We start from the raw sequence: 13,399 nt of genomic DNA on the forward strand, positions 1-13,399 counted from the left end.
TGCGTCTGTCGTGGTGTCGGCGCGGGTCACGACACCCCCAACTGCCCGGAGAGCACCATCACCGCGGTTCCGCGCAGCACGATGTCATCCTGGTGGGTGCGGCGCACCACGACGTCTTCGAAGACGCCCTCGAGCGTGCGCGCATGCAGCGTCTCGATCGCCGCGTCGATGAGGATCCCGTCGAGCAGGTCGGCGGGACCGGAGAGCACGACCTCGGACAGATCGAGGGCCGCGACGATCGGGGCGATGGCGATCGCCATGCGCGTTCCCGAATCACGGAGAATCTCGTCCCGCGCACCGGGGTCGGCTGCGAGCGCCTCGCGCATGCGGCTGACGCTGAGCCACGCCTCGAGGCATCCGTCCTTGCCGCAGGCGCACCGCGGTCCGCCGTCGGTTCCGACGACGACGTGCCCGATCTCACCGGCGGCGAATCGGCTGCCGAGCAGCGGCTGGCTGCCCGTGATGAGTCCGGCGCCGACACCGCGCCCGAGCTTGATCAGCATGAAGTCGGCCTTGGCGTCACCGAACGTGTATTCGGCGAGCACGGCCGCGTTGGCGTCGTTCCGGGCCAGCACCGGCAGGTCGAGATCGACGCTGAGCTTGGCCTCGAGCGGGAAGTTCGACCAGCCGAGGTTGGGCGAGCTGAGGACCACGCCGTCGGGGCGCACGACGCCGGGGGTGCCGATGCCGACGCCCAGCAGAGGCTGCGTCGACGCCGCGACGAGCATGCGCGCGAGCTCGAGGGTCGCGGCGTACACCGCGTCGCCGTCCGGAGACTCCGGACGGGCGACCTCGCGACGTTCGAGGACGTCGCCGTCGAGGCTGAGCACGGCGCCCTCGAACGCGCTCGGACCGGAGAGATCGAGCCCGAGGATCTGATGACCGATGCGGTCGATGTCGATGAGGATCGGGGGCTTGCCCGGCCCGACGGCTTCGCGCACTCCCATCTCGATGACGATCCCGTCGGCGATGAACTCGGCGACGAGGTCGGAGATGGTCACGCGGGTCAGCCCGGTCTCCCGCGAGAGGTCGGCGCGGCTCATCGCTCCGGCGTGGTACAGGGTCTGCAGGACGAGGGCGCGGTTGTGACCGCGCGCGTGCTCGGGCAGCACCTTGGACCGGGAGCGAAGGTGGCGGCCGGGGCCGAAGGCGTGGGCATTCGCACCGCCGTACTCCGAGGGCGATGCGGCACGCTGTTCATCCGAAACGGACATGTTTGTTAGTAGACCTTACGAACAAAATTTGTGCAACCTCTGCCGCGAGGCGGACGGCGAGGGTTACCGAAACGTTACATTACTTTCGAGGCGGAACGGGGCGAGAATCCGAGAGCTCCACGAGCCGGGCGACCAGCCCCGCGACGATCGTCTCCCGCGCCTCGACGGTGAGAGGCTTTCCCGGGACGCCGGGACGCCGCTGATCCGGTGCCGGGCCGTCCTGGGGGCGATAACGCACCCCCGCGACTTCCAGGCGGCGCAGGTGCGTCGGGAGTCGCCGCCCGAAATCAGCATAGGGCGCTGGTTCCCCGCCGGCCCAGAGCCGTTCGGCGATCGCCGCGAGCCGGGGGAACATCGCGAAGTCGACCCGGTCGCGCGTGGGCAGATGCTCGCTCCACACGTTCGCCTGACCGCCGACCGCGCCGTCCTCGATGCGCAGCGTGTACGCCCGCTCGATGCTGAGCGGAGGACCGACGCGGATCGGCTCCTCGGCGGACTCCGACTGCGGATAGTCCAGATACACCTCGAGGTCGGGGCAGGCGATGACCGGGATGCCCCGCCTCAGCGCCTCCCGCATCGCGACGGGACCACGCCAGGCGAGGATGCGGACACCCTCCGGCACCTCGCCTTCGAGCACCTCGTCCCACGCCAGCGCGGTGCGGCCGCGGCTGCGCACGTGCGCGACGAACTGCGCCGTGAACCACGGCTGCACGTCGTGCGGGGTGGCGAGGCCGAGTTCGCGCATCCGCTCGGCGGCCGCGGGACTCTGCGCCCACTCCGTCACGGGCACCTCGTCGCCGCCGATGCCGATCCATTCGGCGTCGAACGCGTCGCACAGCGCGTCGATGGCCGCGCGACCGAACGCCAGCGAGGCCTCGGTCGGCGCGAGCGTGCGCGGATTGACCCCGAAGCGCTCCCAGGGCGCCGTGACCGGTTCCCCGACATCCCTGTTGCCCAGCTCCGGGTATGCCGCCAGGCCGGCCTGGATATGGCCGGGGAGCTCCACCTCCGGCACGAGCGTGACGAAGCGCTCCGCCGCGTACGCGACGAGCTCCCGCAGCTGGTCGGTCGTGTAGAACCCCTCGTGGACGCCCGGTTCGACGGTCGCGAGCGGACCATGCCCTCGCTGCGTCGACGATCGACGGGAGCCCACCTCGGTGAGCCGCGGGTAGCCGGGCACCTCGAAGCGCCAGCCCTGATCGTCGGTGAGGTGCAGATGGAGCACGTTCAGGTGGTGATCCGCGAGAAGGTCGATGAGACGCCGCACCTCGTCCACGGGGCGGAAGTGGCGCGCGACGTCGAGCATCACTCCGCGCCAGCCGTACGCGGGCGCCCCCTGCCACACACCCGCGGGCAGCGCCGCCGTCGCGGCATCCGGGTCCCGCAGCTGTCGCAGGGTCGTGGCGCCGCGGAAGACGCCGGCCGCGCTCGCACCGCGGATCTCGATGCCGTCGGGGGCGACGGTCAGCCGGAACGCCTCCTCGCCGACCTGGCCACTGCCGGCGACCTCGGCGGCGATGCCCTCGTCGATCAGGAGCCGGATCGGCGGCGAATCATCGGCCACCTCTCCCCCGCCCAGCCGCACCACGGATGCCGTCAGTCCCGGCTGCGCGATGATCGGCGTCGAAGGCCCCCAGGAGAACGCGGGAACCGACGGATCGATGCGGGCATCGATGTGCGGCACCGTGGCACGGTGCGCGGGCGGCGGCATCCGCAGCGCTCGCCCCGGCGTCGCTCCCGTGACCTCACCGCCGGACAGCACCGGGACGCCGGCGATCAGCACCTCGACGATGCCGATCGGCGTCTCCAGCGGGCTCTCGAACGTGGCGCCGGCCGCGACCGTCTCCGGGTCGAACAGCACCAGGTCGGCGGTCGCGCCCTCGCGGACGACACCTCGGGGCGCGTCGCCCCGGTCCAGGCCGAGGCGCGCGGCCGGCGTCCCGGCGAGATGCCGCACCGCCTCCTCGAGCGTGAGCACGCCCAGCTCGCGCACATAGTGCCCGAGATACCGCGGGAAGGTTCCGCGAGCGCGAGGGTGAGGACGCGCGCCGATCAGGATCCCGTCGCTGCCGCCGGTGTGACGCGGATGCCGCATGATCGCACGGACGTTCCCCTCGTCTCCGATGTGCATCAGGATGCCGGTCGCCCCGGCATCCGCGGTGATCGTGTCGAGCACGACGTCGATCGCCCGACGCCCCGTCGTCGCCGCGATCTCGGCGACCGTGCGCCCGACCAGGTCGGCGAGCGCCGGGTTCGCGACCCCGGAGATCTGGATCTCCGACCAGTCGGCCTTCTCGCCGTGGAACCCGTCGCACCCTGTCTCCTCGAGCTCGACCCGGACGGCTTCCCTGTCGTCCGCATCCAGCTCGGCGATCGTCCGCAGCAGATCGCCCGACGCGGCGAGTCTGCTGGGCAGCAGAGCGGACAGCGTCGTGGCGCCGGGGAGGTACGGGTAGGTGTCGAGCGTCACGTCGACGCCGTCGCCGATCGCCGCGTCCACCAGCGCGAGCAGCTCCTCGGCGCGCCCGCGGTTCGGTGCGAAGTTCATCGTCGCGTGGGTCAGATGGATCGGGCAGCCCGTGCGTCGGCCGATGTCGAGCACCTCGCGATAGGCCTCGAGCGCTCCTCCGCCGTAGCTGCGCGTGTGCGGAGCCCAGTAGCCGCCGCGCTCCGCGACCACGCGGCACAGGGCCTCGAGCTCGTCGGCGTCCGCGTACATGCCGGGCGTGTAGGTGAGACCGCTCGACATCCCGAAGGCACCGGCGTCGAGCGCTCGGCCGAGCATCTCCGCCATGGCGGCGATCTCCGCCGGCGTGGCGCGACGGTTCGCGTGTCCGACGACCATCATGCGGAGGTTCCCCTGGGGAACCAGCACGGCCGCGTTCCCGACCGTCGCGGCGTCGATGGCCACGAGCAGGTCCTCCATCGTGCGCCAGGGAGCGACCTCGGGCCTGCCGTTCCAGCCGGCGATCTGCCCGGGGATGACGGATGCCGTCTCCTCGTCCAACGGCGCGTATCCGAGGCCGTCCTGACCGAGCACCTCGGTCGTGACGCCCTGGCGGATCTTGGCCTGGTGAGCCGCACCGGTGAGGACCGCGAGGTCGCTGTGCGCGTGCATGTCGATGAAGCCCGGCGCGAGGACGAGACCGCTCGCATCGACCTCCACGGCACCGTCCGGCAGCTCGAGCTCGACGGAGGAGGCATCCGCGCTCTTCACGATCGCGACGATCCTGGCGCCCTCGACCGCCACGTCGGCGGCGTACCGCGGCGCGCCCGTACCGTCGACGACGGTCGCCCCGCGATAGATCCGGACGAGGCCGGCCGCGGCCTTCTCGGCGCTCAGAAGCATGTCGCGACCGCTCCGATCACACGAGGGTCCGCGGCGTCGGGGTCGTCGATCACGGCGACCACCCGCCATTTGTCGAAGGCCGTGCACGGATGCGAGAGCCCCAGCCGCACCACGTCTCCGACGGCTGCCCTCGCTCCGTCGGCGAGACGGAGGAAGGCGTGCTGGTCGTTGAGGGCCGTGATCTCGCCGTCGACCGACTGAGGCACGGGGAGATCGAGATCGAACGGCACATCGCGCCGACCCGCGTCGAGCAGGGCCAGGCCCTCCTCGGGCTGCGAGACCACTCGCGCCCACGCGTGCATCGCCGACCGCAGCGGCGCTGTGCCCGTGAGAGGTCCGAACGGCGACATCCGGCTGTAGAACCCGTCGTCATGAATCTGGAACGCCCCGGATCGCAGCACCACGTCGGCTCCCTCACTCCGCGTCAGCACGGCGGCGGCGCGGTCCGGGAAGGAGCTGCCGCCCGCGCTGAGAACCGGACGGATGCCGTCGGGATACTCGATGCGCTCATGCAGATCGATCAGGGTCTGCAAGTACCCGTCGACGGCCGCCACCGCGGCATCGCTGCGATCGGGACCGAACGGCCCCTCGTAGCCGGCGACGCCCGCGAGCCTCAGACCGGGGGCCGCCGAGATCGCCGCGGCGATGCGCTCCCCCTCCTCGACCGTGCGCGCGCCGGTGCGTCCGCGGGCGCCGCCGAGCTCGACGAGGACGTCGAGCGGCCGCGCCGCATCGGCGAGCGCTGCCGCCAGGATCCCCACCCCGGCGACGGAATCGGCCCAGCACAGGATGCGCAGTCCCGCATCGGCGGCGAGGAGCTCGCCGAGCCGGGAGGCGGCTGCGGCATCGGTCACGGCGTTCGCGATCAGCACGGTCGACACGCCGGCGTCCACGGCGACCTCGGCCTGCCACGGGGTCGCAACCGAGATGCCCCACGCTCCGGCGTCGAGCAGGCGCTGCCACAGCGCCGGTGCCATCGTCGTCTTGCCGTGCGGGGCGAGGAGGACGCCCTGGGCCCGCGCCCAGGCGAACACGGTGTCCTCGTTGTGGGCGAGCGCGCTCTCCTGCACCGTCAGCACCGGCGTGACCAGGTCGGAGAGGTGCAGATCCGCGTCGGCGACCTCCGAGAGACGCAGCCCGGATGCGCGGGCAGGGAAGCCCTTCGCCCAGGCGCCGAGAACAGGATCCGGAATTTGTAGAGGCACCTAACAAGGCTACTAGGGTGGAACCATGACCGCGAAGACCCGAGTTTCCACCGATGCCGCTCCCGCCCCCGCGCACACCTTCTCGCAGGGTGTCCGCAAGGGACCCATCGTGCAGGTCTCCGGCCAGGGACCGGTCCACCCCGAGACGAACGAGTACCTCTTCCCCGGAGATGTCGCCGCCCAGACGACCCGCACCCTCGAGAACGTCAAGGCGATCGTCGAGGCATCGGGCGCCACGTTCGACGACGTGGTGATGCTGCGCGTCTACCTCACCACGCGCGAGGACTTCCCCCTCATGAACGAGGCCTACGGCGCCTTCGTGACCGCTCACACGACGAGCGGCGTGCTCCCCGCGCGCACCACCGTCTTCACGGGACTGCCGCGTGAGGAGATGCTGGTCGAGATCGATGGACTCGCGGTCATCAGCTGACCTGTACCCCCGCGCGGCCCGCGCGGATAGCACCGTTGCCTCCCTGTTACCTGCCATCCCGTACTATTGAGCAACAGGACACGTGAGAACCGGGGGGTGAAGTTCGTGACCGATGTGATCTCAGTACCGGGCGCAGCACAGGCGCATGGCGACGACGACGCGGCTACGGCCGTCATCGCACCCACCGGCGCACCCACCGACTCCATGCCTCCGACGACCGGCGAGCAGCCGCTCGCGTGGGCTCCGATCGAGCCCGCGCCGAAGAAGCGCCGCCTCGGTCTGTGGATCGGCCTCGGCCTCGGTGTCCTCGCCATCGGCGCTGGTGCGGCCTCCATGGTTCTCATCGCCCCGGGAACGACCGTCGCCGGCATCCCGGTCGGCTGGATGACTCCCGGTGCCGCCGCGGATGCGATCGACGCCCATCTCGCCGAGACAGAGGTCACCCTCACCGGGGACGGTGAAGGAACAGTGCTGACCGGCGCCGACCTCGGTGCCTCCGTCGATGCGACGGCTCTCGCCGACAAGGCATTCGCCGCGGCGCCGATGTGGAACCTCGGCGCCTGGATGGGCGAGCCCGTGCCCGCCGAGATCACCTTCGACACCGAGAAGGCGACGAGCGCCCTGCGCGCAGCCGTGCCGACCAGCTTCGAGGACCCGATCGATGCCGGCGTCGTCTTCGACGCAGCCACCGCCGCCTACGTCTCCACCCCGGCCGAGGCCGGAACCGGCATCGACGTGAGCGAGCTCAACGCCGCATTCGTCGACGCCGTCGCCGGCGGCGGCAAGACGCTCGAGTTCCCCGGCGGCCCGGCCGAGGCCCCCGCCGCGGTCTCCGATGACGACGCTGCCGCGATGGCCGCGAAGATGAACACGCTGCTCACCACGATCGGCTTCTACGTCGGCGGAGAGCGCACGGTCCCGATCGATGCGGCCACGGCCGCCACCTGGCTCACCGTCGTGGACGACGGCGGCCAACTGCGCATCGAGGCCGACGCGCAGGCCATCAGCGCCACATCCGACTACCTCGCGCTGGTCGTCGACCGCGCTCCGGTCAGCGCGACGAGCATCGTCGACTCCGGCGGCAACGTCCTTCGTGAAGAGCAGGCCGGCGTCACCGGTCGCGCGGTCGGCGACACCTCCGACGTGGCGGAGCAGTTCGCTCAGCAGCTCGCCGCCGGCGACGGCGTGTTCGCCCTCTCGGTCACTGAAGTCCCCTTCGAGACCGTCACGCTCTTCCGGCGGATCGACGTCGACCTCAGCACACAGCAGACGACGCTGTATGAGAACGGTGCCGTCGTCCAGTCGTGGGCGATCTCCTCCGGCCTGGACGCGACTCCCACCCCGACCGGCAATTTCACCGTGTTCGCACACACCGAGATCCAGGACATGATCGGCGAGGATTACGTCACCAAGGACGTCCAGTGGAACACCTGGTTCGCGAGGGACATCGCCTTCCACGGCGCCTATTGGCACAACAACTTCGGCAACCAGATGAGTCACGGGTGCGTGAACATGCCGGTCTCGGTCGCGAAGTACGTCTTCGACTGGGCGCCGGTCGGCCTCGAGGTCTCGGTCCACCACTGAGCGGACGTCTCCTCGCGGGGACGCACGCGAAAGGGGCCGGATGCGAATCGCATCCGGCCCCTTTCCGTGTTCGTCAGCGCAGGGCGTCGACGATGCCGTTCAGCGTGGCCGACGGACGCATGACCGCCTCGACGAGCGCGTCGTCCGGGCGGTAGTAGCCGCCGATCTCGACCGGCTTCCCCTGCACCGCGTTGAGCTCGGAGACGATGGTCTCCTCGTTCTCGGCGAGAGTCGCGGCGATCGGCGCGAAGGACGCGGCGAGCTCGGCGTCCTTGGTCTGCGCAGCCAGCTCCTGGGCCCAGTAGAGGCTCAGGTAGAAGTGGCTGCCGCGGTTGTCGATCGTGCCGAGAGCGCGGCCCGGGGAACGGTCCTCCTCGAGGAAGGTGCCGGTCGCGGCATCCAGGGTCTCGGCGAGGACGCGGGCCTTCTCGTTGCCCGTGCGGTCGGCGAAGTGCTCGAGCGACGCGGCCAGCGCGAAGAACTCGCCCAGGGAATCCCAGCGCAGGTAGTTCTCCTCCACCAGCTGCTGCACGTGCTTGGGCGCAGAACCTCCGGCACCCGTCTCGAACAGACCGCCACCGGCGAGGAGCGGGACGATCGAGAGCATCTTGGCGCTCGTGCCCACCTCGAGGATCGGGAACAGGTCGGTCAGGTAATCGCGCAGCACGTTGCCGGTGACCGAGATCGTGTCGAGCCCGTGGCGCATCCGTGCGAGCGTGTAGCGCGTGGCCTCCTCGGGCGCGAGGATCGTGATCGTCAGCCCCTTGGTGTCGAGCGTCGCGAGACCCTGATGCACCTTGGCGATGATCTGCGCGTCGTGCGAGCGGTTCGCGTCGAGCCAGAACACGGCAGGCACGCCGCTCGCCCGTGCGCGGTTGACCGCGAGCTTCACCCAGTCCATCACCGGGATGTGCTTGGTCTGCGTCGCACGCCAGATGTCGCCGGCGCCGACCTTGTGCTCGATCAGCACGGTGCCCTCGCCGTCGAGGACCTGGACGATGCCGTCCGCAGCGATCTCGAACGTCTTGTCGTGGCTGCCGTACTCCTCGGCCGCCTGCGCCATCAGACCCACGTTCGGCACGGTGCCGATCGTGGCGGGATCCAGCGGACCGTTCGCGATGACGTCGTCGAGCACGGCCTGGTAGACGCTCGCGTACGAGGAGTCCGGGATGACCGCGAGCGTGTCCGCCTCGCCGCCGTCCTTGCCCCAGAGCTTGCCGCCGTTGCGCACGAGCGCGGGCATGGAGGCATCGACGATCACGTCGCTCGGCACATGGAGGTTGGTGATCCCCTTGTCGGAGTTCACATACGAGAGCGCGGGGCCCTCGGCGATGGCCTTGTCGAACGCGGCGGCGATCTCGTCGCCTCCTGCCACGTTCGCGAGACCCGTGAGGATCGAGCCGAGGCCGTCGTTCGCGCTGAGGCCCGCGGCGGCGAGCTGTTCGCCGTACTGCGCGAAGACGTCCGTGAAGAACGCTCGCACGACGTGGCCGAAGATGATCGGGTCGCTGACCTTCATCATCGTCGCCTTCAGGTGCACCGAGTAGAGGATGCCGTCGGCCTTCGCCGTCTTCAGCGTCTCGTCGAGGAACGCGTCGAGCTCGGTCGACGAGAGGAACGTCGCGTCGATGATCTCGCGCGGAAGGACCTTCAGCCCCTCCTTGAGCATGGTGACGGTACCGTCCTCCGCCGTGTGGCGGAAGCTGAGGACGTCGTCGTGCGCGGCGACCCAGGATCGTTCGTTGCTCTTGAAGTCGTCGTGACCCATCGTCGCGACGCGGGTCTTCGACCCCTCGGCGAACGGCTTGTTGCGGTGCGGGTGCTTCCTGGCATAGTTCTTCACCGCCAGCGGCGCCCGACGGTCGCTGTTGCCCTCACGGAGCACGGGGTTGACCGCGGAGCCCTTGATGCGGTCGTACCGCGCCCGCACGTCCTTCTCCTCGAGGGACGAAGGCTCGTCCGGGAAGTCCGGGATGTCGTAGCCCTGCTGCTGGAGCTCGGTGATCGCGCCCTTGAGCTGAGGGATGGATGCCGAGATGTTCGGCAGCTTGATGATGTTCGCCTCGGGCAGAGTCGCGAGGCCGCCGAGTTCGACGAGCGAGTCGCCGACCTGCTGCTCGGGGCTCAGCTTCTGCGGGAAGGCGGCGAGGATGCGGCCGGCCAGCGAGATGTCGCGGGTCTCCACCTCGATGCCCGCCTGGCCGGTGTAGGCCTGGATGATCGGCAGGAAGGAGGCGGTGGCAAGGGCCGGCGCCTCGTCGGTATAGGTGTAGATGATGGCGTCGTCGGTCACCAGGAGGTTCTCCGTTCGCGGGGTCTATTTGTCTCGATACCAAGATACCTGAGCCGCTCTCGCCGTGTGGGCCGCACCCCCCGGTCACAGCATCCGGAAGACGCTCGCGTTGCGGCCGTGAGCGAAATGTTCGGCGGAAACGTGTTCCTCCGCGCGGGAGGGGTTAGCCTGGGATCATGTCCGAACTGCGCATGGTCGAACTCTCCGCTGCGACGATCGTCGCTGTGAACAACCTGTCGCTCAAGCCCGGACAGGAGCAGTTCCTCGCCCCCGTCTCCTACGGGATAGCGGCCACCGTCATCAACCCGCAGACTTCCTGGCAGCGGGTGATCCTCGATCGCAACGAGGTCGTGGGGTTCGTCAGCGCGAACTTCGACGACGAGGCCCCGGAAGACCACTTCCGCTCGGTGCTCTGGCGCATCAACGTGGACGCCGACGACCAGGGTCGCGGCGTCGGGCGCTTCGCGGTCGAATCGCTCATCGACGAGGCGCGCCGCCGCGAGGTCGACCACGTGAACGTGATCTACGAGGCGGGCGACGGCGGACCCGAGAACTTCTTCCACCGCGTCGGCTTCACGCCGGTCGGCGAGACGGCATACGGCGAGATCATCGCCGAGATCCGCGTCACACCCTGAGACCGGCGGCGGGGTCTCGAATCCCCTCCCCCATCGAGACTCCGTCGCCTTTCATCGACCATCGGCGGGACCGCTCCCACGCCGATCATCACGAATATGTTGCGAGCGACCACAAAAAGCTTGCGCTCCTCTCCACGCCGTGCGTATCATCGCTCCAGAGGCGTTAGCGAAACGCTTCGACAGCTTCCCCGCACGACGACGATGGAGTCACGATGACGACGATCCATGAGGTGGCCGAGGCCGCCGGCGTGTCGATCAGCACCGTCTCCTACGCGCTCAGCGGCAAGCGGCCGGTGTCCGAGAAGACCCGCGTCCGCATCGAGGACGCCGTGCGCGTGCTCGGCTACGAGCCGGATGCCGGAGCCAGGATGCTGGCGGGAAGGCGCACGCACATCTTCGCGCTGACGGAGCCGCTGCGCGCCGACACGCACGCTCCGACGCACATGGCCTTCGTGCTGGCCACCGCGGTGGCCGCGCGACAGCGCGGATACGACATCCTGCTGCTGACGGACGAGCAGGCCTCCGAGGGCATGAACCGTGTCGCAGCCAGCAACCTCGTCGACGCGATCCTCGTGCTCGATGTCGCTCCGGACGACGAGCGTGCTGCGATCGCGCGCACCGTGCGCACCCCCACCGTGTTCATCGGCATCCCCGACGACCAGGAGGGGCTGACCTGCGTCGACCTCGACTTCGAGGCGGCCGGACACCTCGCCGTGGATCGCCTCGCCGACGCCGGGCACACCCGCATCACCCTGCTCGGGCAGACGGAGGTCTCCTACCGGAAGTCGAACTTCCCTCGGCGGCTGCTCCACGGCGTCCAGGATCGGGCCGTCGAGCGCGGCGTCGGCCTGGACTGGGTCACCACCGGCACATCGGCCACCGACACCGCCGCCGTGCGGGCGGCCGCCGAGGCCGCGATCGCACGCGGCGACCGGGCCTTCATCGTGCACGCCGTCGACGATGTGCACGCGGCGCTCCTGGCGGTCCTCGATGAACGCGGCCTTCGGGTCGGCGAAGACGTCTCCGTCATCTCCGCGGCCGCTTCCTTCGACACGACCACCCTGCCGGTCCCGGTCGACACCATCCCGCTCGTGCCGCAGCAGTCCTGCGAGCTCGCCGTCGACCTCGCGGTGCGCCGCCTGGAAGAGGCGGACGTGCGGCCCGGCATCCATCTCATCCCGCCCGAATACCGCTCCGTCGGATCCGTCGCCCTTCGGGGCTGACGTCTGCCGAAGCTCCGCTTCCGCCTGCGCGTTGTCGAAACGCTTCGACGATTCGCTCCCCCACAACTGAACACCCGACCCAGAGAAGTGTCCGGCCCGATGGGCCACCGAGAAAGGAGTGCCGACGATGGCACGCAACATCCGCAGGACGAAGGCGCTGGCCGTGTTGGCCGCGCTCACCGCGACGGGGATCGCTCTGAGCGGCTGCTCAGCCGGCTCCGGCGATGACGGCGGCGACGGGAAGACCCTCAAGCTCTGGCACTACGAGGGCGCGGACAGCGCGATGGGCAAGGCGTGGGCCGAGGCCATCAAGGTCTTCGAGGAGGAGACCGGTGCGAAGGTCGAGTTCGAGGAGAAGTCCTTCGAGCAGATCCAGAAGACCGCCAGCCAGGTGCTCGACACGGATGCCGCACCGGATCTGATGGAGTTCAACAAGGGCAACGCGACGGCGGGCTTCCTCGCATCGACCGGGCTGATCACGGACATCTCGGATGCCGTCGAGGAGTACGGCTGGGACGAGAAGCTCGCACCCTCGCTGCAGACGACGGCCAAGTACTCCGAGGACGGCGTCATGGGCGGCGACACCTGGTTCGGCGTGCCGAACTACGGCGAGTTCGTCGGTGTCTACTACAACCAGGACGCGTTCGCGGCGGCGGGGCTCGAGATCCCCACCACCTACGACGAGTTCGTCGACGTGCTCGACGCGTTCGTCGCGAAGGGGATCACGCCGCTGGCCGAGGCCGGTGCTGAGTACCCCCTCGGGCAGCTCTGGTACCAGCTCGCGCTCCTCGAAGGCGACCGCGGCTTCGTCGACGACTACCAGCTCTACAAGGAGCCGGTCGACTGGAAGGGTCCCGAGGTCACCTCCGCGACCGAGACGCTGAAGGAGTACGTCGACAAGGGCTACATCGCCTCCGACGTCTCCTCGGTCAAGGCCGAGGACGCCGGTGTCTCGTTCATCAACGGCACCTCGCCGATCTTCGTCTCGGGATCCTGGTGGTTCGGCCGCTTCGCGGCGGAGGCCACGGGCTTCGACTGGACGATGACGGCGTTCCCGGGTGCGGACCTCTCGCTGGGCTCCTCGGGCAACCTCTGGGTGGTCCCGGAGAACGCCGCCAACAAGGAGCTCGCCTACGAGTTCATCGACATCACGATGCGGCCCGAGATCCAGGCGATCATCGGCAACAACGGCGGCCTGCCCGTCGCTGCAGACACCGCCGACATCACGGACGAGAAGAGCGCCGCGCTCATCGAGACGTTCAACGGCGTGCTCGACGCGGATGGTCTGTCGTTCTACCCGGACTGGCCCGCCCCCGGCTTCTACGACGTGATCGTCCAGGAGCTCCAGGGTCTCATCACGGGCTCGCAGGACGTGAAGACGACGAACACCAACCTCGGTGAGCAGTACGACGAAGGCACCGCCGAATTCCGTTGATCCGACCGCGGGGGCGGCATCCGCAGGATCG

Annotated in this window: 9 protein-coding genes; 5 read left to right on the top strand and 4 right to left on the bottom strand. The window is 69.6% G+C overall.

Going from position 1 to position 13,399, the window contains the following annotated elements; all coding sequences use genetic code 11:
- Positions 1-26 precede the first annotated feature (26 nt).
- The 3 genes from ABS642_RS08155 to ABS642_RS08165 form a co-directional block, all read right to left on the bottom strand.
- A complete protein-coding gene (locus ABS642_RS08155) occupies positions 27-1,214 on the bottom strand; it encodes an ROK family transcriptional regulator (protein WP_282214162.1) in 1,188 nt (395 codons plus the stop codon).
- A gap of 79 nt (positions 1,215-1,293) precedes the next feature.
- On the bottom strand, positions 1,294-4,563 hold the full coding sequence (locus tag ABS642_RS08160; RefSeq protein ID WP_350352932.1) for a family 20 glycosylhydrolase: 3,270 nt from the start codon (positions 4,561-4,563) through the stop codon (positions 1,294-1,296).
- Positions 4,554-5,768, bottom strand: a complete 1,215-nt coding sequence (locus ABS642_RS08165) for an amino acid deaminase (protein ID WP_350352933.1) — start codon at positions 5,766-5,768, stop codon at positions 4,554-4,556. The genes ABS642_RS08160 and ABS642_RS08165 overlap by 10 nt, the downstream gene beginning before the upstream one ends.
- Before the next feature lie 25 nt (positions 5,769-5,793).
- Here ABS642_RS08165 and ABS642_RS08170 point away from each other — a divergent pair, with 25 nt between their 5' ends.
- Together ABS642_RS08170 and ABS642_RS08175 are read left to right on the top strand one after the other, a co-directional pair.
- A complete protein-coding gene (locus ABS642_RS08170; protein WP_116634639.1) occupies positions 5,794-6,198 on the top strand; it encodes a RidA family protein in 405 nt (134 codons plus the stop codon).
- 96 nt (positions 6,199-6,294) lie between these two features.
- Positions 6,295-7,782, top strand: a complete 1,488-nt coding sequence (locus ABS642_RS08175; protein ID WP_350352934.1) for a L,D-transpeptidase — start codon at positions 6,295-6,297, stop codon at positions 7,780-7,782.
- Between the two features lie 73 nt (positions 7,783-7,855).
- On the opposite strand, the gene ABS642_RS08180 is transcribed toward ABS642_RS08175, so the two are convergent.
- Positions 7,856-10,075, bottom strand: a complete 2,220-nt coding sequence (locus ABS642_RS08180; protein ID WP_350352935.1) for an NADP-dependent isocitrate dehydrogenase — start codon at positions 10,073-10,075, stop codon at positions 7,856-7,858.
- A gap of 176 nt (positions 10,076-10,251) precedes the next feature.
- Here ABS642_RS08180 and ABS642_RS08185 point away from each other — a divergent pair, with 176 nt between their 5' ends.
- From ABS642_RS08185 to ABS642_RS08195, 3 genes are all read left to right on the top strand, one after another.
- Entirely contained in the window at positions 10,252-10,710 is a 459-nt protein-coding gene (locus ABS642_RS08185) for a GNAT family N-acetyltransferase (protein ID WP_282214167.1), read from the top strand.
- Positions 10,711-10,922: 212 nt separating this feature from the next.
- Positions 10,923-11,933 (top strand): LacI family DNA-binding transcriptional regulator, encoded by a 1,011-nt coding sequence (locus ABS642_RS08190; RefSeq protein WP_350352936.1) that lies wholly within the window; start codon positions 10,923-10,925, stop codon positions 11,931-11,933.
- 127 nt (positions 11,934-12,060) lie between these two features.
- Positions 12,061-13,368, top strand: coding sequence for an extracellular solute-binding protein (locus tag ABS642_RS08195; RefSeq protein WP_350352937.1), 1,308 nt, complete (start codon positions 12,061-12,063; stop codon positions 13,366-13,368).
- Positions 13,369-13,399 lie beyond the last annotated feature (31 nt).

The organism is Microbacterium sp. A8/3-1 (assembly GCF_040267695.1).
GTDB classification, from domain to species: Bacteria; Actinomycetota; Actinomycetes; order Actinomycetales; family Microbacteriaceae; genus Microbacterium; species Microbacterium luteolum.